Here is a 23,888-nt window from a genome sequence, read left to right on the forward strand (position 1 = left end):
CCCGTACCGTTGGTCGAGCCACCGGAAATGTTCACCGTGCCGTTGTCGGTCACGTTCACGGTCCCGTCGATAACCGCGCCGTTGCCGTTCGTCGAGTTCCCCGAGATGTTGGCTGTGCCGTTGCCCGAAACATTGAGCGAGTTATTGCTTTCGGCAATGACGCCGTCGCCCGAGGAGGACGTGCCATTGATATTGATGCCTGCATTCCCGTCGATCGTGCCATTGGCGACATAGACACCAGTGCCATTGGCGGACTGGCCGGAAATGTTGACGGTCGAATCGCCCGTTGCACTAATCACGGTTGTGTTGGCATGGTCGACACCGGCGGCCTGTTGCGAGCTGCCGTTAATGTTCACCGTGCCGTTATCCGAGACATTCACGGACTGCATATAGACACCGGCAGCGGTATTACCGGTACCTGTGATATTCAGCGTGCCATTGCCGGACACATTGGCAGAGTTGTTATAAGAACCGCCAAAGTCTCTACCGGCGAAATATCCGGCGGTGCCCCCTTCACCAACGATGTTTACGGCACCCTCGTCCGTGATCTGATAGCTGCTGCGGTCGGCCACGCCAGTCGACGTGTTGGAGGTACCGTTCACGTTCATCACGGCATGACCGGACACATTCCAGGTCGACGCCACATACCCGCTGTCATATGTGGTGCGACCGTCTTGATCCAGGCTAACACTTAACAGCCCAAAGGAGACGCCGAACCCGGTATTCGAAGCCCCGGTAATGTTAAGCGTCGAATTGTCAATGCCGGTGTAGTTTGCTATGCCATAAACGCCCATCCCGCTCTGACTGTTCCCCAAAATATTCAGCGTGCCATTGCCAGACGTGTAAATATCTGCAAAATCGCGAGTGTTTGGCTGACCCAGTTGGACACCCACGCCGGCGGTCGAGCTACCCGAGATATTGAAGACAGCACTATCCTGAACATTGGTGCTGCCGCCATGGGCATAGGTACCCTGCCCGCTCATGAGCAGCGTGCCCGAACCGTTGGTGGACGTACCATTGAAATTCAGCTTTGCGCTGTCCTTGACGGTGATCGTCGAATTGTTCCAGCCAGTCTGAATACCTGGGCCATTGACGGACGTGCCCGTAACGTTGACTGTCGAGTTCTGGGAAACCGTGAAATTTCCATTATCGAACGTCACACCGCCGCCGTTTATGGCGGCACCGCTAATGGCAAGGGTGCCGTTGCCAGTCTCGGTGAAGTTGCCGCCGAAGTACACAGCAGTCGAAGCATTGGCTGCACCTGTGATAGCGCCGCCGCCGACGTTGAGCACATTGCCGCTCAGGCTGACGGCGGTGCCCGTGATGGCAGCGGTGTTACCGGAGATTGTCAGGTTGCCGCCATTCAGATCGATCGTCTTGCCACCGGATTGAGTCACCGAACCGTTGTTGGTGCCCATCGCTGCGGTCAAATTCAAATTAAGCTTGTTCGACGTCGACGTGATATTGCCGTTCAGCGTGATGCTCCCATTGGCCGCGAGCGTCAGATTCGCCGCACCACCCGCCGTCTTCGTAATATCCGCGCCCGCCTGCTGCACGATATTACCCGTCGCCGTGCCCGAGCTCGCCGTCGTGATCGTCACGTCCGTGCCCGCGTTCAGCGCGTTGCTGATCGTCGTGTTCTTCACCGTCGCGCTCGTGTTCGAGCCACCGCTGAAGCCGCCCGTCACGCTGCCGCTGTAGTTCGCGTCCGCGCCCGTGCTGATCGTCACGTCCGTCGGGTCGATCAGCCATTCACCGGCCTTGCCATTGGGTGCCGCTGCGCTCACCGTGCCCTGCACGTCGAGGCTATGACCCGACGTTTCGACAAATCCGCCATCGCCATGCGCCGAACCCGCGTTGATGCTCGCGCCCGCGTCCACCTGCGTGAAGTTCGCGAACGTCACGCCGTCCTGCAGCATGCCAGCCGCAGAGGTGCCGCTCAGCTTCTTCAGGCTGTCGCCGCCGATGATGACCTTGCCGCCCGCGGCATCACCGCTGGCATCGATCGTCGCGTTGCCGAACACGCCCACCCGGTCGCCCGACAGCACCACCGTGCCGCCCACGCCACCTGCTGCCGCGTTCGACACGTCGATCGTGCCCGTCACCGCCACGTCGCCCGTGTTGCCCGCATCGGCCACCACCGTGCCCGCACGCGTCACGCCCGAGAGGTTTACCACCGTGTTCAGCAGCGTATTGCTGCCGCGCGCCGTCAGCAGCACCGTGCCGTTCTGCGCGTTGATCGTGCCGCTGTTCTCCACCAGCGCATTGGCCGTCGCGTTCGTCAGCGTCAGCTGGATGCCCTGGCCGTTCGGCAGCGCAACCGTCGCGCTGTCGCCGGCGGCGAGCACCACCTGGCCGCCCGGCGCCGTCGTGATCGTGCCCGTGTTACGAGCCTGGTCGCCCATCAGCGTCACGAAACCCTGTGCCTGGATCGAGCCGTCGTTCACGACGCTCGCGTTCGTGCCGGTCGACTTCAGGTCAAGCGGGCCGCCCGCCATGAACTGGTTCGCGTCGATCGATTTCGTCGTCGCCAGCAGCGAACCGACGTTGACCACTGCGCCCTTGCTGAACAGCACGCCGTTCGCGTTCTGAATCAGCACCTGGCCGTTGGCCAGCAGCGAGCCCTGAATGTTCGACGGAATGCCGCCCGTCACGCGGTTCAGCGCCTGCGCCTGCGCGTTCGGCTGGTTGAACTGGACCGTATTGCCCGCGCCGACGTTGAACGAGTTCCAGTCAATCACGGTACGCTGCGTACCCTGATTGATGGTCATCGTGTTGGTGTTCTGCGAGATGCTCGCCTGACCAGCCATCACCTGGCCGTTCGTCGGCAGCGACTGCGCGCGGCTCACCGACGGATGGAATGCAACCAGCGCCAGTGCCACTGCGCTCATCGTGGAAACGACGCCGAGTTCGCGGCCCGACGTGCTTACTCCGGAACTCTCGCCGGCCTGTTTGCCCTGGCTCGTCACATTTTCTGCGACGGCGACCAGCATGCCGAGACGTTTGCTGAATACCCGGCGAAATCGATTCTTGTTCATGAAGACTCACAAATTTGTAGGAAACGCGACAACCGCTCACTGCGGCTCGACATTGAGCGAAGCGTGGCTACGGCCGTCGAGCTTTGCTAATGTTCGAAGTCAAGAATATGAGACGCGCCCCACAGACAGAATCAGACAAGGACTAAAAACGCGTCGCGAATGCGCTGGCGTTTAAGACAAATACGGGGAGGCGATGCGGAGTGCAGAGGGCCTGAAATAGAGCGCGCTGCAGAGAAACTGCATCTAAAAGATGGGAACTGCCGCGACGCGCCTGCGCGGGAGCGCGGGCGGTTTAAGAAGGGAAATGACTTTTCTGAAACTTCAGCGGCTAGAGTCGCTGTGCATCCGAAACATGCCGCGAAAAATCCGCGCAATGTTTCGGAAAGGTCTTAGGCTTGGCGACAGCGACGCAGCCATCGATCAGGAGTAGAAATCAGAACGGTTTGATCACGACGAGCGCAACCGCAGCCAGCATCCCAAGCACTGGCAGTTCGTTGAACATGCGATACCACTTATCCGAGCGACGGTTTTGCCCGCGTTCAAAAGTCCGCAGCAACACACCGCAGTAAGCGTGATAAATCACCAGCAACACGACCACGCCGACCTTCGCATGAATCCACCCCTGCCCTTGACCGATTCCTACAACAAGCCAAAGCCACAGGCCGCAAACGAGCGCGGGCACCGCAATAAACGACATGAAGCGAAACAGCTTGCGCGCCATGAGCAATAGACGCTTGACTGCGGCCGGCTCCGTTTCCATCGCCAGATTGACGAAGATGCGCGGCAAATAGAAGAGGCCCGCGAACCAGGAAGCGATCAGAACGATATGGAACGTCTTGATCCAGAGCATGGAGGTCCTTGTATGGTGCGTAAGTTATTGTGAAAAGCGCGGGCGATCATGCCGCGCCTGCCTTGCGACAGCAAGCGACCGAGGGTCGCGTCGAGGCAGACGTAGTGACCGGCAAGTGACACGCCGTCTGTGCGAGGCCGCATTGCACGGCCTCGCGTTGCACAACAATCCGCTTATTGGCGGCCTTCGCCATGCCCGAGCACGACATATTTCAGCGACGTCAGACCCTCCAGTCCCACCGGACCACGCGCATGAAGCTTGTCATTCGAGATGCCGATTTCCGCGCCAAGACCGAACTCGAACCCATCCGCGAAACGTGTCGACGCGTTCACCATCACGCTTGCCGAATCCACTTCGCGCAAGAAACGCATCGCGCGATCGTGGTCTTCGGTGACGATCGCGTCGGTATGTTGCGAGCTGTACGTGTTGATGTGTTCGATCGCTGCGTCCAGATCGTCGACCACCTTGATCGCGAGAACGGGCGCAAGGTATTCGGTGCGCCAGTCTTCTTCAGTTGCGTCGACGAGCGGAGCCACGCCCGCGTCCGCGAGTACCGCGCGCGCCGCCGCGTCAACCCGCAGTTCGACATCCTTCTCGCGATACAGCTTGCCGAGCGGCGGCAGTACCGCCGATGCAATGCCGCGCGCGACCAGCAGCGTTTCCATCGTATTGCAGGTGCCGTAGCGGTGCGTCTTGGCGTTATCGCACACCGTGAGCGCCTTGGCCAGATCGGCGCGGTCGTCCACGTAGACATGGCAGATGCCGTCGAGATGCTTGATCATCGGCACGCGCGCTTCGTTCATGAGCCGCTCGATCAGGCTCTTGCCGCCGCGCGGCACGATCACGTCGACATACTCCGTCATCGTGATCAGCTTGCCGACTGCGGCGCGGTCCGAAGTGGCGACCACCTGCACGGCATCCTGCGGCAGACCCGCCGCCTGAAGCCCCTCGCTGATCAGCTTCGCCAGCGCCGTATTGCATTCGAGCGCTTCCGAACCGCCGCGCAGAATCGTCGCGTTGCCCGACTTGAGGCAAAGCGCGGCGGCGTCGATCGTCACATTGGGACGCGATTCGTAGATGATGCCGATCACCCCGAGCGGCACCCGCATCTGTCCAACCTGAATCCCGCTGGGCCGGTATTTCAGATTGCTGATTTCGCCAATTGGGTCGGCCAGCGCCGCGACCTGGCGCAGACCTTCCACCATCGTCCTGAGCGCCTTGTCAGACAGGGTCAGCCGGTCGATGAACGCCGCGTCGTGGCCTTTGTCGCGAGCCCGCGCGAGGTCACGGGCGTTGGCTTCCTTGAGCAAGGCGGCGTCGCGCTCGATAGCTTGCGCAACCGCCGCCAGCGCAGCGTTTTTCGCGGCCGTCGACGCACGCGCCATAGCCCGCGATGCCTGGCGGGCGCGGCGACCGAGGTCGGTCATGTACTGGTCGATATCCATGGTGATTCTCGTGATGCCGCGCACGCCGATGCGCGGCGGGCAGGCTGTTAGCTGGTTAGCGGACGATTCATCGATTGTAAGTCGGGCCAGGCGCCTTTGCTGGCGCGGATGCGCTAGGCGGCCTGGCAGCACCCGATGCTGCGGTGCTGCGATGGTACGGTAGTGCGGCATTTGGAGGCCGCGTTGTGGTTTGCGAAGTATCGTTGCTTGCTGGACCTTGCTCGCTGTAGCCGCAACTCCGTCACATTCACGCGCGAGGCGCAGCCGCGAAACTCACACAGGCCTGCGCGCCGCGGCAGTGCTCGCGCTCCGAGGTCGCGGCGGCGGCACGGCAGATGTTTTCGGCGCAGCCACCGTCATTGCAAGCTCGAACAGGCCGTCCCACGGGTCAGGCGGCGGATCGTTGCGATGATTGCCTGGCGTCCCGCCCGACAAACCCTTCACCTGCCGATCCAGCCGCGCCGCCAGCGCCAGCGCTTTTTCCAGCGAGCCCTCGGTGACACGCGACAAAGCGGGGCCGATCAAGCGCTCGCGGGGACCCCATACGCGGTTTTCGCGCACGAGCATGGCAAGCGGCTTGCCGGCTGCGACGCCGCGCTTGATGCGCAACAGCGTACGCAATTCCTCGACGACGGCCCACAGCACCAGTACAGCCGCCTCGCCTTCGCCACGCAGCCCGTCGAGCATGCGCGACAGGCGGCCGACGTCGCCCGCAAGCATCGCCTCGTTGAGCTTGAACACGTCGTATCGGGCAACGTTCAGCACCGCGTCGTGAACCTGCTCGAAACTGAGCGAGCCCGCCGGGTACAGCAGCCCGAGCTTCTGAATTTCCTGATGAGCGGCGAGCAAATTGCCCTCTACACGCTCCGCAATGAACGCCAGTGCGCGCCGCCCTTCCTCGCCCGCGGCAACCCGTTGCCCCTGCGCTGCAAGCCGCTGGCCAACCCAGTTCGGCAATTGCGCACGTTCGACAGGATCGATTTTCAAGGCGACGCCCGCATCGGCGAGCGCCGTGAACCACGCGGATTTCTGCGTGGCCGCGTCAAGGCGCGGCAGCGTGATGATGGTCAGCACGTCGTCGTTCACGGAAGCCGCGAGCGACTTCAGCGCATCCGCGCCTTCCTTGCCGGGCTTGCCCGACGGGATGCGCAACTCGACCAGTTGGCGGTCGCCGAACAGCGACATCGACTGGCTCGCGCCCAGCAGCGAACTCCAGTCGAAGCTGCGCTCGACGGTGAACACCGAGCGATCCGTGAAGCCGGCCGCGCGCGCCGCCGCGCGAATCCGGTCGCACGCTTCCTGCGCGAGCAGGTGCTCGTCGCCGTACACGACGTACAGTCCGGCGAGTCCCTTGGCGAGATGCGCTTCGAGCGCGTCAAGTCGCAGTTGCATGGCTACGTGTATCCCCGGTCGGAGCGACGCGCGACGCTCACAGCGGCGGCGGCGGCAACGGCGCGCGCGGCGCCACCCCCGGCACCTGCTCGCCCGGCGCCGGATGCAGCGAACGCACGCTCGACAGCCGTCGCGTGAGCTGGTCGATCGCGTCGTTTTCCATGTCGGCGAACAGAATGTCCGACTCGGCGGCCTTCGCCTGCGAATACTGGTCGCTATAGGTCATCGCGCGGTTCAGTGCGATTACACTCGGGGGGATCAGTATGGTGCCGTCCTTGCCGACGAGCGTGTAGTTCATGTTCAGATTCAACTGATACTCGGCGACCACGCCCAGCGAATTCAGCGTCAGCGTGCTGGTGCCGCGCGCCTCGGTGATCTGCAAGGTGGCGTCGGCATTGGCCACCGACTTCACGACCACCGTGTCGCTGCCGCCTTCCACGATGCGCGCGAGCCGTGCGCTTGCCGCCGGCGAACCGCCCGCGATAAAGAGGCGCTTGAAGGCATAGTCCTGCTGGCCGCGCAGCTGGAAGCCGCAGGCGGACAACATCAATACGCTGCAAGCCAGCGTTACGAAAAGCGATCTGCGAGTCACATTGGCTCCTGGTTCGCAGTGGAATCCCGGCGCGCGGCAAGCGCCGCCGCGCGAAGCGGCGCCATGCCGGCCGGCAGATAGTGCTGTCTCGTCAAACGACCACGTTCACGAGGCGGCCCGGCACCACGACGATCTTTTTCGGCGCCTTGCCTTCGCTGAACTTCGCGACCATTTCATGCGCGGCTGCGAGCTGTTCGATGGACTCACGCGACGCGTCTTTGGCTACTGTCAGCGCGCCGCGCACCTTGCCGTTCACCTGCAGCACGAGTTCGATCTCCGATTGTTCCAGCGCTTTTTCGTCGACCTTCGGCCACGGCGCGTCGAGCAGCGAACCGAATTCGTCCGCATAACCGAGTTCCTGCCACAACTGGAACGTCAGGTGCGGCACCACCGGATACAACACGCGCAGCATTACGCCGTAGGTTTCGCGCAGCACCGCCGGCAGCGCGCCCTTCGCGCCGTCGAGCGCGTTGAGCATCTTCATGCCCGCCGACACCACCGTGTTGTACTGCAAGCGCTGGTAGTCGAAGTCCGCCTGCTTGAGCACGCTGTAGATTTCGCGGCGCAGCAGTTTGTCCGCGTCGCCAAGTTGCGCGGCGTCGAACTGGCCGCCCGCGCGCAACGCAGCTTCGTTTGCGTGGGCGAAGCTCCAGACGCGGCGCAGGAAGCGGCTCGCGCCTTCCACGCCCGAGCCCGACCATTCGAGCTGCTGCTCGGGCGGCGCGGCGAACATGACGAACAGACGCGCGGTATCCGCGCCGTGCTGATCGATCAGCGATTGCGGATCGACGCCGTTGTTCTTCGACTTCGACATTTTCTCGACGCCGCCCAGCACGACCGGCTGACCGTCCGCATTCAGCACAGCGCCGACCGGGCGGCCCTTGTCGTCGAACGACACCGTGACGTCCGCCGGGTTGTACCAGGTCTTCTTGCCCGTCGCGTCTTCGCGGTAATACGTTTCGTTGAGCACCATGCCCTGGGTGAGCAGGTTCTTGGCCGGCTCGCCGAATTTGACGAGGCCGAGGTCGCGCATCACCTTCGCCCAGAAGCGCGAATACAACAGGTGCAGGATGGCGTGTTCGATGCCGCCGATGTACTGGTCCATCGGCGCCCAGTAGTCGGTGCGCTCGTCGACCATGGTCTTCGCATCCGGCGACGCATAGCGATAGAAGTACCATGACGAATCCACGAAGGTGTCCATCGTGTCGGTTTCGCGTTTGGCCGCGCCGCCGCAGCTCGGGCAGGTGCAGTTCAGGAACGCTTCGGACTTCGCGAGCGGGTTGCCCGTGCCGTCCGGCACGAGGTCTTCGGGCAGCACGACCGGCAGGTCTTTTTCCGGCACCGGCACGTCGCCGCACTTCGGGCAGTGAATGATGGGAATCGGCGTGCCCCAGTAACGCTGGCGCGACACGCCCCAGTCACGCAGACGCCACGTGATCTGCTTGTCTCCGAGACCAAGCGCCTTCAGGTCGGCGGCAATCGCGTCCACGGCCTGTTCGTAGTTCAGGCCGTCGTACTTGCCGCTGTTGACCAGCGTGCCGGTTTTCTCGCCGTACCATTCCTGCCAGGCGTCGGTGGAAAACTCCTTGCCCTCGATCGCCACCACCTGCTTGACCGGCAGACCGTATTTCTTCACGAACGCAAAGTCGCGCTCGTCGTGAGCCGGCACGCCCATCACCGCGCCTTCGCCGTAGCTCATCAACACGTAGTTGCCGATCCACACCTCGACCTTTTCCTGCGTCAGCGGGTGCGTGACGAAAAAGCCGGTGGCCATGCCCTTCTTTTCCATCGTCGCGACATCGGCTTCGGCCACGCCGCCGCGCTTGCATTCGTCGATGAAAGCCTGCAATTCCGGCTTGTCTTTCGCAAGGCGCGTGGCAAGCGGATGCTCGGCGGCAACCGCGCAGAACGTCACGCCCATGATCGTGTCGGCACGCGTGGTGAACACGCGCAACAGCTTCTGCTCGCCGTCAATTTCATACGGGAAGCCGAAGTTCACGCCGAAGCTCTTGCCGATCCAGTTCTGCTGCATGATCTTGACGCGCTCGGGCCAGCCGAGGCCTTCCAGATCGCTCAGCAGTTCGTCCGCGTACTGCGTGATGCGCATGTAGTACATCGGGATTTCGCGCTTTTCGACGAGCGCGCCCGAACGCCAGCCGCGGCCTTCGATCACCTGCTCGTTGGCGAGCACGGTCTGGTCGACGGGGTCCCAGTTGACGGTGCCGGTTTTCTTGTACGCGATGCCCTTTTCCAGCATCTTCAGGAAGAGCCACTGGTTCCACTTGTAGTAGTCCGGGCTGCAGGTGGCGACTTCGCGCGACCAGTCGATCGCGAGCCCCATCGACTGCATCTGCTTCTTCATGTAAGCGATGTTGTCGTAGGTCCACTTGGCCGGCGGCACGTTGTTGGCCATCGCCGCGTTTTCCGCGGGCATGCCGAACGCGTCCCAACCCATCGGCATCAGCACGTTGTAGCCGTTCATCCGCAGATAGCGGTACATCACGTCGTTGATCGTGTAGTTGCGCACGTGCCCCATGTGCAGCTTGCCCGACGGGTACGGCAGCATCGAGACGCAATAGAACTTGGGCTTGTCGGTGGTTTCCGTCGTCTTGTATGCGTCGACGGCGCGCCATTGCCCTTGCGCGGCGGATTCGACGTCGGAGGGAACGTATTTTTCGTGCATGGTGTGATGGGATCGCTGGGTTCGGTGCTTCCGCACCGGCCGCTATGCTGCTTTGGTGCTTTTGCTGGATGAAATGGCGTCGTTTCCCCTTCTTTGGGGGAAAGGGCTGATTATACCGTTCGCGGGCGGCTGCGCCGCGCTCGGAACGCCGTGCGGCTACTGCTTGCCGGCCGGCGGCGGGTCCGTCACGAAGCCAATGCGCTCCAGACCCGCCTGCTGCGCAGCGCCCATCACTTGCGCGATCACCTCATAGCGCGTATTGCGCTCGGCGTGCAGGTGAATTTCCGGCTGCGTGGCCGCTTCGTCGGCCTGGCCGGCTTGCCTGGATTCGGCCTCTTTGCCCGCTTGCGCGAAACGCGCGCGCATCTGCTCGAGCGTAATGAGGCTGCCATTCCAGTAAAGCTTGCCCGCGGCATCGATTGAAAGCGAAATGGTTTGCGGCGTTTCGCGCGCCGGCGCCGCGGCGACCTTAGGCAGATCGAGCCGGATTGCATGCGTGAACAAGGGCGCCGTAATGATGAAGATCACCAGCAGCACCAGCATCACGTCGATCAACGGCGTCATGTTGATCTCCGCCATGGGCGCGGCCGTCTGCTTTTTGTCGAGTCCGCCGAATGCCATCTCGCCTCCTTCGTCGTCTGCCGGTTGACGCGCTGATTCCGCCTTGCCCTTCGCGCTCAGCGAGTCTGCTGGGCGGCGGCCTGCTGGCTGCGCAGCGGCGCTTGCGGCTGGCCCGCCGGGGCGCAGACGTACGCGTGCAGGTCGTGTGCGAAACCGTCGAGTTCCTCGGACAACTGCCGCACGAGGCGTCCGAGCACGTTATAGGCGAGCACGGCAGGAATCGCGACCACCAGACCAAAAGCGGTCATGATGAGCGCCTCGCCGACCGGACCGGCGACGCTTTCGATCTGCGCCTGACCACTCGCCGCAATGCTGCCGAGCGCGTGATAAATGCCCCACACGGTGCCGAGCAAGCCGACGAAAGGCGCCGTGCTTCCCACTGAAGCCAGCAGCACCTGACCGAATTCGAGCCGCCGCTGCGACGCATTGAGTGCCTGCCGCAACGCTCTGAGCACGCGCTCGTTGCGCTCCACGCGCGCGAGCAGCGCACCCGGAATATCCACCTCGGCGGCGTGAAGCGCGGCTTCGGCGAGCGGCGCGAAAACCCGCTCCCGGTCGGCGCGCTTCAGGCCGGCAACGCCTTCAGCAAGCGTGGGCGCCTGCCAGAAGCGGGCGACCGCGCGTGCGCCCTGGCGTTTCGCGCGCGCCAGCACCCAGCTCTTGACGATCAGAAAGCACCAGCTCGCAATCGACATCGCCAGCAGGACATAGGCGACGCCATGCGTGATCGCGTCGCTCGTTTGCAGGTAATGGATGATGCCGCTGCCGCCTGCCATCTGACCTCGCCTTGAGTAAGTGCCGTTTCAGCCTGCGTTTGTGCTGCGCTTGTGTTGCGTTTTGGCCTGTGCTCGTACTGCGTTTGGACGTGCAATTAACCGTGCGTTGGCGCGCGCCTAGCGCAGGCCAAGCACGTCCTGCATATCGAAGAAGCCCGTCTGGCGTCCTTCGAGGAAACGCACAGCACGCAGCGCGCCCTGCGCGTATGACAGACGGCTCGCCGATTTGTGCGTGATTTCGACGCGCTCGCCAATGCCTGCGAACAGCACCGTATGGTCGCCCACGATGTCGCCGCCGCGAATCGCCGAAAAACCGATGGTGGACGGATCGCGTTCGCCCGTCACGCCTTCGCGGCTGTAGACCGCGCAGTCGTCGAGGTTGCGGCCGAGCGCATTGGCGATCACCTCGCCCATGGTGAGCGCGGTGCCCGACGGCGCGTCGACCTTGTGACGGTGATGCGCCTCGATGATCTCAATGTCGTAGCCGGTCGCAAAATGCTTCGCTGCAAATTCGAGCAGCTTGAGCGTGACGTTCACGCCCACACTCATATTCGACGCGAACATGATCGCGATCTTGTCTGCCGCGGCGCGCAGTTGCGCTTTCTGCGCGTTGTCGAAACCGGTGGTGCCGATCACCATTTTCACGTTGTGGCGCTGCGCCGCTTCGAGATGCGCCATCGTGCCTTCGGGACGCGTGAAGTCGATCAGGTAGTCGGACTCGGCAAATACCCGTTCGATGTCGTCCGTCAGCACGACGCCCGTCTGTTTGCCGAGAAAAGCGCCGGCGTCCTGACCGAGTTGCGGCGAACCCGCACGATCCAGCGCGCCGGACAGCGTGGCGTCGGAATCGTTAAGAACGGTTTCGATGAGCATGCGGCCCATACGGCCCGATGCGCCAGCAATCGCAATTTTCATGGTTACGAGGGTTCGAAAGAACAGCCCGGCAAGCGCGGGCACAAGCGGCGGCGGGCAGCACACCCTCGCGCCGCGCATGACTGGACCAGCACAGAAGCGGACGGTGCCGCGCTCCGCAGAAGCCACGCCGCAGCGGGCGAATGCGCAGCCACCGTCATACAACAAGGACAGCCGGATTACTGGCTCGTTCCCGGCGTGGACGGCGCGGTGAGCGGCGCGTTATACGTCGGGCTGCTGCCGCTTTGCGACGAACCCGCCGGTCCCACCGGATTGTCTTGCGCCGACGGCGAGGGTGGCGGCGGCGGACGGTGGAACTGGAACTGCGGCTGGCCACCGGAGGTCGGGCCTTGCGGCGGCACGCCGCCGGCATTCGCGGTAGGTGCCGTGGAACGCACCGAAGACGGCGTATTGCGCGACGGCGTTTGCACGGCATTCGTCGCACGATTGGCGGCTTGCGCGGCTTCCGCATTCGGGTCGGTGGACGGCGCGGCGGCAGCGGCTGCCCCTTCCACGGACGGCGAACGCGCCGTGTCCACGGTAACCGGAGCCGCGGCGGCAGCGGCCGGCGCGCTCGCGCCCGCGGCGCTCGCCGCAACCGGCGCAGCCGATTTCTTGCCACGCTTGTCGCCGTCGATCTCGGCCAGCAGTTCCAGATTCGACGGCAGGTCTTCGCCGCCGCTCCAGCTCGCGACGCGGTCGCCAGCGAACAGCACGATGAAGTCGCGCTGCTGCACCACGTTGGTCGAGCCGCGCTTGAAATAGAACACGTAGTCCCAGCGGTCCGCGTGGAACATGTCGGCGAGAAGCGGCGTGCCGAGCAACTGACGCACCTGGGCGCGCGACATGCCGACCTGCATTTGCGAGGCCGCTTCTTTCGAAACGAAGTTGCCCTGCACGACGGTAATGCGGTACGGCGTGATGCTTTGAGCGATCCGCTGCGTGACGCTGTCGTAAGTGGAACACCCTGCAAGGATCGCGAGAGCCGCAACAGCGATCAAGGTACTCCGCATGCGGCTCCCCCGGTAGATCAGTTGAGATTTTGAAATCATTTCACTCACCGTGCGGGCCCGCTGACGAGCCGCGCGAGTTTCATTCCATCGAAGATGACCAGAACGGCAAAAACGCATTACTATGAGAGCCCAGCATTGTACTCTAGGGATCCCTTGTCATGACCAATCCAACCGATCTCAAGAATATCGGGCTCAAGGCGACCCTTCCGCGCCTCAAAATCCTTGAGATTTTTCAGCACAGCCCGGTCCGTCACCTGACGGCCGAAGACGTGTACCGCAACCTCCTGCACGAGGAGCTCGATATCGGTCTTGCTACCGTTTATCGCGTGCTGACGCAGTTCGAGCAGGCCGGCCTGCTGTCGCGCAGCAATTTCGAATCGGGCAAGGCGGTATTCGAACTGAACGAAGGGTCGCATCACGACCATCTGGTGTGTCTCGACTGCGGGCTCGTCGAAGAGTTCTTCGACTCCGAAATCGAGAGCCGTCAGCAGTCGATTGCGAAGGAACGCGGCTTCAAGCTGCAGGAGCACGCATTGGCGCTGTACGGCGCCTGCACCAAGGAAAACTGCCCGCATCGCAAGCATTGACGCGGTAGCGGCTGGACCGTGCCCGTTCGCGGTCCGCAGGTCGACAGTGAGCTGGAAGGCGGCTCGGCCCGGTGAAACGGGCCGAGCCGTTTTTTTGTCGTCCACTTAAAGAATCAGCGTACGCCCGACTCATTTCGTTTGCTTACCGCGGCGCTGCGCGGGCGAAAAAAAGCCGCTCCTGAGAGCGGCTTTTGTCGCTTGACGAACCGCCGGATACAAGCCGGCGGCCCAAAGCACTGGCGTGCTTACTTCGCGTTCGCGAGCGCCACAGCCGTATCCAGCATGCGGTTCGAGAAACCCCACTCGTTGTCGTACCAGCTCGACACCTTCACCAGGCGGCCCGACACTTTGGTCAGGGTCGCGTCGAACGTCGACGAAGCCGGGTTGTGGTTGAAGTCGACGGACACCAGCGGCGCGTCGTTATAGCCGAGAATGCCCTTCAGCGCGCCTTGCGACGCTTCCTTCATGATCGCGTTGACTTCTTCCACCGTCGTGTCGCGCGCGGCGATGAACGACAGATCGACCACGGACACGTTGATGGTCGGCACGCGAATCGCATAGCCGTCCAGCTTGCCGTTCAGTTCCGGCAGCACGAGGCCGACCGCCGAAGCAGCACCGGTCTTGGTCGGGATCTGACTGTGCGTGGCCGAGCGCGCGCGGCGCAGGTCTTCGTGATACACGTCGGTCAGAACCTGGTCGTTCGTGTACGCGTGGATGGTGGTCATCAGGCCGTTCACGAGACCGATCTTGTCGTTCAGCGGCTTGACGAGCGGCGCGAGACAGTTCGTCGTGCACGATGCGTTCGAGATGACCGTGTCCGACGCCTTCAGCACGTTGTGGTTCACGCCGTAGACGATGGTCGCGTCGACGTCCTTGCCACCCGGCGCCGAGATGATGACCTTCTTCGCACCGCCCTTGATGTGCGCGCTGGCCTTTTCCTTGGTCGTGAAAAAGCCCGTGCACTCCATCACGACGTCGACGTTCAGCTCGCCCCACGGCAGTTCAGCCGGGTTGCGGTTGGCCAGCACGCGGATTTTGTCGCCGTTGACAACCAGGTAGTCGCCGTCCACCGACACTTCGCCCGGGAATTTGCCGTGCGCGGTGTCGTATTGCGTGAGGTGGGCGTTGGTCTTGGCATCGCCGAGATCGTTGATGGCGACGATTTCGATATCGTGCTTCTTGCCGTTTTCATAGAAGGCGCGCAGCGTGTTGCGGCCGATCCGGCCGTAGCCGTTGATTGCGACGCGAATCGTCATGGTCTATCTCCTGATGGCTGAAAAAATACGTCGATGTTTCGTCTGACCGGCCGCGTTGCCGCGCGTTCATGGGGTGCTCTCACGCGTGCGGCAACGCTTTGCGCCGGGTCAGCCGAGTGCGGCTTTAGCCGTCTCCACCACATGCTCGACGGTGAAGCCGAAATGCTTGAACAGCACGCCAGCCGGGGCCGATTCGCCAAACGTGTCGATGCCGACCACGCCGCCTTCCAGACCCACGTACTTGCGCCAGAAATCCGTCACGCCCGCTTCGATCGCGACGCGGCGCACGCCCTGCGGCAGCACGCGTTCGCGGTATTCGGCGTCCTGCCGGTCGAACACGGTGGTCGACGGCATGGAGACGACGCGTGCCGCAATGCCCTCGCGCGCGAGCGGCTCGACCGCCTTCAGCGCCAGTTCGACTTCGGAACCGGTGGCGATCAGGATGATCTTGCGCGCGACGATTTCGTCGTTCCAGTCGCGCAGCACATAACCGCCCTTCGCGATGTTGGCGATCTGCGCGTCCGTGCGCTCCGAGAACGGCAGGTTCTGACGGCTGAAGATCAGGCACGACGGACCGTTGTGCTCCACCGCGTGAGTCCAGGCCACCGCCGTTTCGACCGTATCCGACGGACGCCACACTTGCAGATGCGGAATCAGGCGCAGGCTCGCGACGTGTTCGATGGATTGGTGCGTCGGGCCGTCTTCGCCGAGACCGATCGAATCATGTGTGAACACGAAAATGGACGGCGCTTTCATCAGCGCGGCGACGCGTAGCGCGTTGCGGCTGTAGTCCGAGAACGTGAGGAAGGTGCCGCCGAACGCCTTGAAGCCGCCGTGCAGCGCCACGCCGTTGATCGCGGCGCTCATGCCGAACTCGCGCACGCCGTAGTTGACGTAGTTGCCCGCCGCGCGGCCTTCGCCGTTCACGCGCACGGGCTTTGCAGCCTTCCAGTTGGTGAGGTTCGAACCGGTCAGGTCGGCCGAGCCGCCGAGCAGTTCCGGCAGCACTGCCGACAAACTCTCGATGGCCTGCTGCGACGCCTTGCGCGTAGCGACCGTTTCCGCGCGTTCGTTCGCGCCGGCGATAATCGCCTGCGCCTTTTCTTTCCAGTCAGCCGGCAATTGCTTGGCAGTGCGGCGCTTGAATTCAGCCGCTTCCTGCGGATATTTCGCCGCGTATGCCGCAAACGCCTTGTCCCAGTCGGATTCGAGGCGCGCGCCGGCTTCCTTCGCATCCCACGCGGCATAGACTTCCTGCGGAATCACGAACGGCTCCCACTTCCAACCGATCGCCTCGCGCGTGGCCGCAATTTCCTTGTCGCCCAGCGGCGCGCCGTGCGAATCGTGGCTGCCGGCCTTGGTCGGCGCGCCTTCGCCGATCACCGTCTTGCAGCAGATCAGCGTCGGCTTGTCCGACAGCTTCGCGTGCTTGATGGCGGCATCCACTGCGTCGACGTCATGCCCCTTCACGCCCGGAATCACGTTCCAGCCGTACGCCTCGAAGCGCTTCGGCGTGTCGTCGTGGAACCAGTGCACCACCTCGCCGTCGATCGAGATGCCGTTGTCGTCGTAGAACGCGATCAGCTTGTTCAGCTTCAGTACGCCGGCGAGCGAGCAGGCTTCGTGCGAAATGCCTTCCATCAGGCAGCCGTCGCCGACGAACACGTATGTGTGGTGATCGACGATCTTCGCATCGGGCTTGTTGAATTCGGTGGCGAGCAGCGACTCCGCGAGCGCCATGCCGACCGCATTCGCCAGACCCTGGCCGAGCGGGCCGGTGGTGGTCTCGACGCCCGGCGTGATGCCGTATTCGGGGTGGCCCGGCGTTTTGGAATGCATCTGGCGGAAATTCTTCAACTCGCTGATCGGCAGGTCGTAGCCGGTCAGGTGCAGCAGCGAGTACAGCAGCATGGAACCGTGGCCGTTCGACAGCACGAAGCGGTCGCGGTCCGCCCATTGCGGGTTTTTCGGGTTGTGGCGCAGATGGCGCGACCACAAAGCCACGCCGATCTCGGCCATGCCCATCGGCATGCCGGGGTGGCCAGAGTTCGCTTGTTGAACGGCGTCCATGGACAGCGCGCGGATCGCGTTGGCCATCAATGAAGTGGGTGCGGGAGACGGGGTCGTCATGTCGAGTCCGGAGACAGAGTCAAAAAGCGGTGCGCGCTTGAGGCCCGGGAGCTCGGCGGCCAGTCCGCTTCGGCGCACGGTGCGGCGCCGGAAGACGCGAAACGGGCAGAGCAAACGGACAAGGCTGAAAGCGTGTCATTCTAACAGAACGCAGCCCGGGCCCCTGTGCGCGAGGCCGCATGGCGCCGCGCGCCCGGGCAGTTCGCCGCCCTGCTGAACTTCCTGAGTCAGGGGGCTGGAAGGCCGCCAACCCTTACAATTGTCGGCATAACTCAACGTGCGTTAATGCAGGCGAGACCCTTGTGCAGGTAGGACCCTTGAGCGCTCCCTTGTTGTTCCACCCCAGTTCCGACGCTGTCTACGGATTTCCGCACGCTTCGCTGGTGGCGCGCGTGGACTCGCCCTATCAGCGCATCGACGTGTGGGACACGCCCCAGCTCGGCCGCCTCTTCACCCTCGACGGCCGCCCGATGACCTCCACTGGCGACGAGTTCATCTATCACGAGTGCATGGTGCATCCGGCGGCGCTTGCGCATCCGGCGCCCAAAACCGCGCTGGTGTTGGGCGGCGGCGACGGCGGCGCCGCCCGGCAACTGCTCGCGCATGCCGGCATGGAAAGAATCGTGGTCGCGGAGCTCGACGAACAGGTGGTTCGCCTGACGCGCGAGCACATGCCCGAAGTGCACGGCGGCGCTTTCGACGACGCGCGCGTCCAACTGGTGATCGGCGACGCAGCGCATTACGTCGCCGCTGCCGCCGACGCGCGTTCCGCGCAATTCGACCTGATCGTGTTCGACCTCACGCCGCCCGACTCCCCGGCGGCCGGCTTGTACACGAGCGCCTTCTACCGCCAGCTCAAGCGCGTGATGAGTCCGGGTGCCGCGTTGTCACTCCACCTCGGCTCACCGTACTTCCATGCCGCGCGCATTGCGCGCCTGCTCGATGATTTGCAAGGCGAGTTCGCCGTCGTGCGCACAATGCACACCTTTGTGCCCCTGTATGGCTCGTTATGGATGATGGCGACGGCCAGCGACAGGCTCGACCCCGCCGCGCTGCCGGCTGATAGCGTCGCCGAGCGCCTCGCCGCGCGTCAGATCGACGCACTGAAGCACTACAGCCCGGCCACCCATGCGGGCCTGTTTGCGGTTCCCGCGTCGGTGCGCGATAAACTAAGTCAATTCTTAAAGCCGACAAGCTAACGCACGGGCAAAATGCACGGCCTGGCCCGTGGGCGCTATCTCATAGTCGATACGGGACTCGCTGCCAGCTTCACGGCACGCGTCCAACAACCCATAGATCAGGAGAACCCCATGACCGCCTCCCGCCCAGCCGGTGTGCCCTGGTTGACCCCCTATCTGACGGTGCGTGACGCGCGTACCGCGACCGCGTTTTACACGGCGGCGTTCGGCTTTCAGTTGCGGGACAGCGTGCAGGACGACGGCGTCGTCATGCATGTCGAGATGACCTACCAGGGCCAGCTGATCGTGATGTTCGCGCCGGAAGGCGCGTTCGGATCCACCGCGAGAACCCCGCGCAGCGCGGGTGCCATTGCGCCGCAATCGTTCTATGTCTACGTCGACGATGTCGACGCGGTTTACGCCCGCGCGCTCGCCGCCGGCGCCAAATCGTTGAGCGAGCCACAAGATCAGTTCTGGGGCGACCGCTTCGCCCAGGTCGAAGATCTGGACGGCTACCGTTGGGCGCTCGCTCGCCACCTTTCGTGAACTAATGAGTATTTTTCTGATGCCTCGCTTCTTCGTCGGTACGCCCCTTTCGCCCGACGGCGTCCTGCAACTCCCCGATGACGTCGTCCGGCACGTTCTCGTGCTGCGCCTGCAGGTGGGCGACTCTATCGTGCTTTTCAACGGAGAAGGGGGCGAATACAGCGCCGAACTCGTCACGATCGAGCGGCGTGCGATCACGGTGAAGGTTCGCGAGTTCCGCGACATCGAAGTGGAACCGCCGTACCGCCTCTCGCTCGCGCAGGGCATTGCGAGCGGCGACAAGATGGACTGGCTGATCGAAAAGGCCGTGGAGCTCGGTGCGTCCAGCTTCGTGCCGCTCACGACCACGCGCAGTGTGGTGCGGCTTGCCGGCGAGCGCGCGCTGCGCCGCCATACGCATTGGGAAGGTATCGTGCGGGCGTCGTGTGAACAGTGCGGGCGCAACCGTCTGCCGGAAGTCATGCCAGTGCGGGAAATCGCCACATGGCTCGGCGCGATGCCGCGCGTGCCCGCCGCCGACGAACTGCGCATTCTGCTGTCGCCGCGCGCCAGCATTCAGTTCTCGGCGCTGCCCACGACCGCGCCCAAAGGGCCCGTTACCGTGCTGGTCGGTCCCGAAGGCGGTTTTTCGGCCGCTGAAGAAGCGGCGGCGATGGATCATGGCTTCCAGGCCGTTGGGCTCGGACCGCGCGTGCTGCGCACCGAAACCGCGGGCATCGCGGTGCTCTCCGCGCTGGCGGCGATGTGGGGCGGGTGGTAAGCGGCTGAAGCGGCCCGGTTGCGCGCAAGGCAACCAGCAAAATAGCCGCGCTAGGAGCGGCGCTGACAGCGCCGCAATCATTGCCCATTAAAGACAAAGGCCCGCCAGTAAAGTGGCGGGCCCATCCGGTTGCGACTGCAATCCGGCGGCAACGCAATCTGCAAGCCGCGGATCCGCTCAGCGCAGCATTCAGGCAAACGAATAAAAGACGCGGAACGCAACCTTGCGCTCGGCCCAGAATTCGGCGGCTTCGCGGAACACGTCCAGCAGCGTCTCGCGCCCGTCCTTGTCGAATTTCTGTGCGACGGGCAACTGCTCCAGCACGATCACGAAGCCCGGCTGTGCGCCCGCCTTGTGAACCAGGTCGGTCAGGCAGTCGTAGAGGGCGTCATAATTCTTGCCGAAATGTTTCGGAAACAGGAACGAGGTGGCGATGGTTTCCAGAACTTCCTGCTTCGACTGCGCGTTCGCGCAATACGCATAAAGGAAGTGCTGCCCGAGGTGGTTCGCCTCGTCCGCGAGGTCCTGAACGCGGAACGCGCGGATCGACTGTACGATGTTCGGTCGTACGGTCCTGAAAAGGCTCATGGGCTCCTCGTTCGATGAAACCACACTATCAGGCTCGCTCCGGTTCTCGCGGCCCTGCTCGCCCGCGCGCATTTGCATGACGCGCTGAAACAGGTTGCCCTCGCCGGCCGCGAAAAGATCCGTCGCGACTCCGGTGTCGTGCGCGTAGACGTTGTCGCTCATGCCGTTCATCCCGATGTCATTCAACAATACGATTAAAACTGGTGTAGTGGTCGTCCGAGTAATAACAATTGTCGGTTCGCTTCAGCGGACCTCCGCAGACGATGCGACGCGCCCCGCGATTACGTGAGCGAGGCGTGGGAACGGTGTATTCGTGGTAGTAGCCGCGCCGGTTGGGCGGCAGCAACCGTTCGCGGTTGCCGAATACGACGCCGTCCTTTTCATACGGGTAAGGCCCGCCCGCGGCAATCAAGTTCAATGTATCGACCGCCTCGCGGGGCAGTTGCGCCACCGTGACGGTGCCTGTTGCCTCAGCCTGCGTGCCGGCGGGTGCCGTGGAGTTGCGCGCGAGCGCGTCGGGCACGGAGCCGCACGAAACACACAGTGCGATAGCACCGATCAGCACGCCCTTCATGCGCTGCCACCTGCGTGCCATTTACAAGATTCCCGGCTGTTAAATCAACAGTTTGACGACCATGAAAGTCGTAAGGGTATCGCTAATGGTCCCTGGAATCAACGTTCGCCAGGGCGGCGAACTTGACCGACTCGGCGTGGAAGCCCCGCCCGCCTGACTTTGACGACTTTTGACAGAAATTTTTAATCAGTCGAGCTAAGATGAAGCTCAACGAAGCAAATACCCCGCCCGCCGCGCGCTCCCGCCGGGAAGCCCGGCGCTGGCATTTGCGACGAAGCTTGTGGTTTGTCGGTTGTTTGCCGTTGGTTTGCCGTTGGTTTGCCGTTGGTTTGCCGTTGGTTTGCCGATTGTTTGCCGTTTTGGGGCGGCTATCCCCTGTTCGCCCTAAGGCGTGCCTGTTGCGGGCACGCCTTCTTTTTTTGCGAGGCAAGGCCGGCGTAGTGGCCGGAAGCTTGAATGCGGCGACGCGCTTGCCGCTCTGAATTGCCGACAAACCCCGCCGGCGCGTCGGCTGACGGAGCCAGCCGGAACTGGCAAGAGTCAGCCGAACGCCGTGTGACGATCAGCGCGCTGCGATCACATCCGCCACCAGCAGCGCCGTCATATTGACGATGCGGCGAACTGTCGCCGACGCAGTCAGCACGTGCACCGGCTGAGCGGCGCCCAGCAGCATCGGCCCAATGGCAATGTTGTTGCCGGCCGCCGTCTTCAGCAGGTTGTACGAGATGTTAGCTGCGTCGATGTTCGGCAGCACCAGCAGGTTTGCGTCGCCTTCCAGCGTCGAATCCGGCAGGATTTCGCGGCGCAGATTGGCGTCGAGCGCGACGTCGCCGTGCATTTCGCCGTCCACCTGCAACTCGGGCGCGCGTTCGCGCAGGATGGCCAGCGTATCGCGCATTTTCTGCGCGGTCGGCGCATGGCTCGAGCCGAAGTTCGAGTGCGACACCAGCGCGACTTTTGGCTCGATGCCGAAACGGCGCACTTCCTCGGCGGCCATCAGCGTGATCTCGGCCAGTTGCTCGGGCGTCGGGTCCACGTTCACGTGCGTATCCACCAGGAAAATCTGCCGGTTGGGCAACACCAGCGCGTTCATCGCGGCGTAGACAGCGCAGCCTGCGCGCTTGCCGATCACCTGATCGATGAAGTGCAGATGGCGATGCGTCGTGCTCACCATGCCGCAGATCATGCCGTCCGCTTCGCCCTTTTTCACCAGCATCGCGCCGATCAACGTGGTGCGGCGGCGCATTTCCAGCTTCGCCATCTGCTGCGTGATGCCCTTGCGGGACATCATCTTGTAGTATTCCTGCCAGAAATCGCGGTAGCGCTCGTCGTGGTCGGTATTGACTACCGTGTAGTCCTGACCCGCTACGAGCCGCAGCCCGTAGCGCGCAATGCGTTGCTCGATCACCGCCGGGCGGCCGATCAGGATGGGCTTCGCCAGCTTCTCGTCCACGATGATCTGCATCGCGCGCAGCACGCGCTCTTCCTCGCCTTCCGCGAACACAATGCGCTTTTTCTCCGGCTCGACGCCGCGCGCGAGCTGGAAGATCGGTTTCATCGTCGTGCCGCTGTGATACACGAACTGCTGCAGGTGCTGCTCGTACGCTTCCATGTCCTCGATCGGACGCTCGGCGACGCCGGAATCCATCGCTGCCTTCGCCACGGCCGGCGCGACCTTGACGATCAGACGCGGATCGAATGGCTTGGGAATCAGATATTCCGGTCCAAACGACAGGTCCTGAATACCGTACGCCGTCGCGACGATGTCGCTTTGCTCCTGGCGCGCCAGTTCCGCAATCGCGTTGACCGCCGCAATTTCCATTTCCCGTGTAACCGTGGTCGCGCCCGCGTCCAGCGCGCCGCGGAACAGGAACGGGAACACCAGCACGTTGTTCACCTGGTTCGGATAGTCGGTGCGGCCCGTGCAGAGCACCGCGTCAGGACGCACTTCGAGCGCCAGTTCCGGCAGGATTTCCGGCGTCGGATTGGCGAGTGCGAGGATCAGCGGCTTGTCGGCCATCTGCTTGACCATGTCCTGCTTGAGCACGCCGCCCGCCGAAAGGCCGAGGAACACGTCCGCGCCGCCGATTGCCTCGGCGAGCGTGCGGGCGTCGGTTTCACGCGCAAAGCGCTCCTTGTCCGGGTCCATCAGTTCGACGCGGCCCTTGTACACCACGCCCGCCAGGTCGGTGACGAGAATATTCTCGAGCGGCAGGCCGATATCCACGAGCAGGTCCAGACACGCCAACGCAGCCGCACCCGCGCCGGAGGCGACGAGCTTGACTTCCTTGATGTCCTTGCCGACCACCTTCAGACCGTTGGTGATGGCCGCCGCGACGACAATCGCCGTGCCGTGCTGGTCGTCGTGGAAGACGGGAATCTTCATGCGCTTGCGGCATTCGCGCTCGACGATGAAGCAGTCCGGCGCCTTGATGTCCTCGAGGTTGATGCCGCCGAAAGTCGGCTCCAGCGCCGCGATCACGTCGACGAGCTTGTGCGGATCGGACTCGTTGAGCTCGATGTCGAACACGTCGATGCCGGCGAACTTCTTGAACAGCACGGCCTTGCCTTCCATGACCGGCTTGGAGGCGAGCGGCCCGATGTTGCCGAGGCCCAGCACCGCGGTGCCGTTGGTGACGACGCCCACCAGGTTGCTGCGCGCCGTGAAGCGCGCGGCGTTCATCGGGTTCTCGACGATTTCCTCGCACGCGAACGCGACGCCCGGCGAGTAAGCCAGCGCGAGGTCGCGCTGGTTGATCATCTGCTTGGTCGGGGTGATCGCCAGTTTCCCGGGAGTGGGAAACTCGTGGTAATCGAGGGCGGCTTCGCGGAGTTTGCTATTGACGGGAGTCGACATAAGGCGGGCTTCGAAGTGCGGATTAGAATAGACGTTCGACGGCATTGTAGCCCCAATTGCCGGCCCAATTCCTTCAATACGCGTACAACT

Annotated in this window: 19 protein-coding genes; 4 read left to right on the forward strand and 15 right to left on the reverse strand. The window is 63.3% G+C overall.

Translation table 11 applies throughout. From position 1 onward, the window contains the following. From F757_RS0121290 to F757_RS0121335, 10 genes are all read right to left on the reverse strand, one after another. Positions 1-3,038: beta strand repeat-containing protein (locus F757_RS0121290; RefSeq protein WP_027213163.1), on the reverse strand; the 3,038-nt coding region annotated here is incomplete at its 3' end. 433 nt (positions 3,039-3,471) lie between these two features. Next, entirely contained in the window at positions 3,472-3,888 is a 417-nt protein-coding gene (locus F757_RS0121295) for a CopD family protein (protein ID WP_027213164.1), read from the reverse strand. Positions 3,889-4,061: 173 nt separating this feature from the next. Next, positions 4,062-5,333, reverse strand: a complete 1,272-nt coding sequence (locus F757_RS0121300) for a glutamate-5-semialdehyde dehydrogenase (RefSeq protein ID WP_027213165.1) — start codon at positions 5,331-5,333, stop codon at positions 4,062-4,064. Positions 5,334-5,606: 273 nt separating this feature from the next. Then, positions 5,607-6,725 carry a DNA polymerase III subunit delta gene (gene holA / locus F757_RS0121305; protein WP_027213166.1) on the reverse strand — a complete coding sequence of 373 codons (1,119 nt, stop codon included), beginning with the start codon at positions 6,723-6,725 and terminating at the stop codon, positions 5,607-5,609. A 37-nt stretch (positions 6,726-6,762) separates the two neighbouring features. Then, the gene (locus tag F757_RS0121310) at positions 6,763-7,317 is read right to left on the reverse strand and encodes an LPS-assembly lipoprotein LptE (protein WP_027213167.1); all 555 of its coding nucleotides are present in this window, start codon (positions 7,315-7,317) and stop codon (positions 6,763-6,765) included. A 91-nt stretch (positions 7,318-7,408) separates the two neighbouring features. Then, entirely contained in the window at positions 7,409-10,000 is a 2,592-nt protein-coding gene (gene leuS / locus F757_RS0121315; RefSeq protein ID WP_027213168.1) for a leucine--tRNA ligase, read from the reverse strand. A gap of 156 nt (positions 10,001-10,156) precedes the next feature. After that, a complete protein-coding gene (locus tag F757_RS0121320) occupies positions 10,157-10,621 on the reverse strand; it encodes an ExbD/TolR family protein (protein WP_027213169.1) in 465 nt (154 codons plus the stop codon). Positions 10,622-10,677: 56 nt separating this feature from the next. Further along, positions 10,678-11,397: a MotA/TolQ/ExbB proton channel family protein gene (locus F757_RS0121325; RefSeq protein ID WP_027213170.1), complete on the reverse strand. Its 720-nt coding sequence runs from the start codon at positions 11,395-11,397 to the stop codon at positions 10,678-10,680. Between the two features lie 117 nt (positions 11,398-11,514). Further along, the gene (gene dapB, locus F757_RS0121330; RefSeq protein ID WP_027213171.1) at positions 11,515-12,312 is read right to left on the reverse strand and encodes a 4-hydroxy-tetrahydrodipicolinate reductase; all 798 of its coding nucleotides are present in this window, start codon (positions 12,310-12,312) and stop codon (positions 11,515-11,517) included. Positions 12,313-12,488: 176 nt separating this feature from the next. Next, complete coding sequence (locus tag F757_RS0121335; RefSeq protein WP_027213172.1) at positions 12,489-13,322, reverse strand: outer membrane protein assembly factor BamE; 834 nt, start codon at positions 13,320-13,322, stop codon at positions 12,489-12,491. A gap of 158 nt (positions 13,323-13,480) precedes the next feature. Between F757_RS0121335 and fur the strand changes: the two genes are divergently transcribed. Further along, complete coding sequence (gene fur / locus F757_RS0121340) at positions 13,481-13,909, forward strand: ferric iron uptake transcriptional regulator (RefSeq protein WP_012434340.1); 429 nt, start codon at positions 13,481-13,483, stop codon at positions 13,907-13,909. 245 nt (positions 13,910-14,154) lie between these two features. Here fur and gap read toward each other — a convergent pair whose 3' ends face one another. Together gap and tkt are read right to left on the reverse strand one after the other, a co-directional pair. Continuing rightward, positions 14,155-15,165 (reverse strand): type I glyceraldehyde-3-phosphate dehydrogenase, encoded by a 1,011-nt coding sequence (gene gap, locus F757_RS0121345; RefSeq protein ID WP_013589619.1) that lies wholly within the window; start codon positions 15,163-15,165, stop codon positions 14,155-14,157. Between the two features lie 108 nt (positions 15,166-15,273). Further along, positions 15,274-17,295 carry a transketolase gene (gene tkt / locus F757_RS0121350; protein WP_027213173.1) on the reverse strand — a complete coding sequence of 674 codons (2,022 nt, stop codon included), beginning with the start codon at positions 17,293-17,295 and terminating at the stop codon, positions 15,274-15,276. Positions 17,296-17,612: 317 nt separating this feature from the next. Between tkt and speE the strand changes: the two genes are divergently transcribed. From speE to F757_RS0121365, 3 genes are all read left to right on the forward strand, one after another. Continuing rightward, positions 17,613-18,494, forward strand: a complete 882-nt coding sequence (speE, locus tag F757_RS0121355; protein ID WP_027213174.1) for a polyamine aminopropyltransferase — start codon at positions 17,613-17,615, stop codon at positions 18,492-18,494. A gap of 111 nt (positions 18,495-18,605) precedes the next feature. Next, entirely contained in the window at positions 18,606-19,019 is a 414-nt protein-coding gene (locus F757_RS0121360; protein ID WP_027213175.1) for a VOC family protein, read from the forward strand. Between the two features lie 19 nt (positions 19,020-19,038). Further along, the gene (locus F757_RS0121365) at positions 19,039-19,779 is read left to right on the forward strand and encodes a 16S rRNA (uracil(1498)-N(3))-methyltransferase (protein WP_027213176.1); all 741 of its coding nucleotides are present in this window, start codon (positions 19,039-19,041) and stop codon (positions 19,777-19,779) included. 189 nt (positions 19,780-19,968) lie between these two features. Here the strand turns inward: F757_RS0121365 and F757_RS0121370 are convergent, their stop codons facing one another. From F757_RS0121370 to F757_RS0121380, 3 genes are all read right to left on the reverse strand, one after another. Further along, complete coding sequence (locus F757_RS0121370) at positions 19,969-20,538, reverse strand: barstar family protein (RefSeq protein WP_025602254.1); 570 nt, start codon at positions 20,536-20,538, stop codon at positions 19,969-19,971. 7 nt (positions 20,539-20,545) lie between these two features. Next, positions 20,546-20,962: a ribonuclease gene (locus F757_RS0121375; protein WP_027213177.1), complete on the reverse strand. Its 417-nt coding sequence runs from the start codon at positions 20,960-20,962 to the stop codon at positions 20,546-20,548. Between the two features lie 541 nt (positions 20,963-21,503). After that, the gene (locus F757_RS0121380; protein WP_027213178.1) at positions 21,504-23,843 is read right to left on the reverse strand and encodes an NADP-dependent malic enzyme; all 2,340 of its coding nucleotides are present in this window, start codon (positions 23,841-23,843) and stop codon (positions 21,504-21,506) included. Positions 23,844-23,888 lie beyond the last annotated feature (45 nt).

Source organism: Burkholderia sp. WSM2232 (genome assembly GCF_000472545.1).
Lineage (GTDB): Bacteria > Pseudomonadota > Gammaproteobacteria > Burkholderiales > Burkholderiaceae > Paraburkholderia.

Coding starts and splice junctions, on each gene's coding strand:
- F757_RS0121295 (WP_027213164.1), bottom strand. CDS start 3,888: ATGCTCTGGATCAAGACGTTCCATATCGTTCTGATCGCTTCCTGGTTC.
- F757_RS0121300 (WP_027213165.1), bottom strand. CDS start 5,333: ATGGATATCGACCAGTACATGACCGACCTCGGTCGCCGCGCCCGCCAG.
- holA (WP_027213166.1), bottom strand. CDS start 6,725: ATGCAACTGCGACTTGACGCGCTCGAAGCGCATCTCGCCAAGGGACTC.
- leuS (WP_027213168.1), bottom strand. CDS start 10,000: ATGCACGAAAAATACGTTCCCTCCGACGTCGAATCCGCCGCGCAAGGG.
- F757_RS0121320 (WP_027213169.1), bottom strand. CDS start 10,621: ATGGCATTCGGCGGACTCGACAAAAAGCAGACGGCCGCGCCCATGGCG.
- F757_RS0121325 (WP_027213170.1), bottom strand. CDS start 11,397: ATGGCAGGCGGCAGCGGCATCATCCATTACCTGCAAACGAGCGACGCG.
- dapB (WP_027213171.1), bottom strand. CDS start 12,312: ATGAAAATTGCGATTGCTGGCGCATCGGGCCGTATGGGCCGCATGCTC.
- F757_RS0121335 (WP_027213172.1), bottom strand. CDS start 13,322: ATGCGGAGTACCTTGATCGCTGTTGCGGCTCTCGCGATCCTTGCAGGG.
- fur (WP_012434340.1), top strand. CDS start 13,481: ATGACCAATCCAACCGATCTCAAGAATATCGGGCTCAAGGCGACCCTT.
- gap (WP_013589619.1), bottom strand. CDS start 15,165: ATGACGATTCGCGTCGCAATCAACGGCTACGGCCGGATCGGCCGCAAC.
- tkt (WP_027213173.1), bottom strand. CDS start 17,295: ATGACGACCCCGTCTCCCGCACCCACTTCATTGATGGCCAACGCGATC.
- F757_RS0121360 (WP_027213175.1), top strand. CDS start 18,606: ATGACCGCCTCCCGCCCAGCCGGTGTGCCCTGGTTGACCCCCTATCTG.
- F757_RS0121365 (WP_027213176.1), top strand. CDS start 19,039: ATGCCTCGCTTCTTCGTCGGTACGCCCCTTTCGCCCGACGGCGTCCTG.
- F757_RS0121370 (WP_025602254.1), bottom strand. CDS start 20,538: ATGAACGGCATGAGCGACAACGTCTACGCGCACGACACCGGAGTCGCG.
- F757_RS0121375 (WP_027213177.1), bottom strand. CDS start 20,962: ATGGCACGCAGGTGGCAGCGCATGAAGGGCGTGCTGATCGGTGCTATC.
- F757_RS0121380 (WP_027213178.1), bottom strand. CDS start 23,843: ATGCCGTCGAACGTCTATTCTAATCCGCACTTCGAAGCCCGCCTTATG.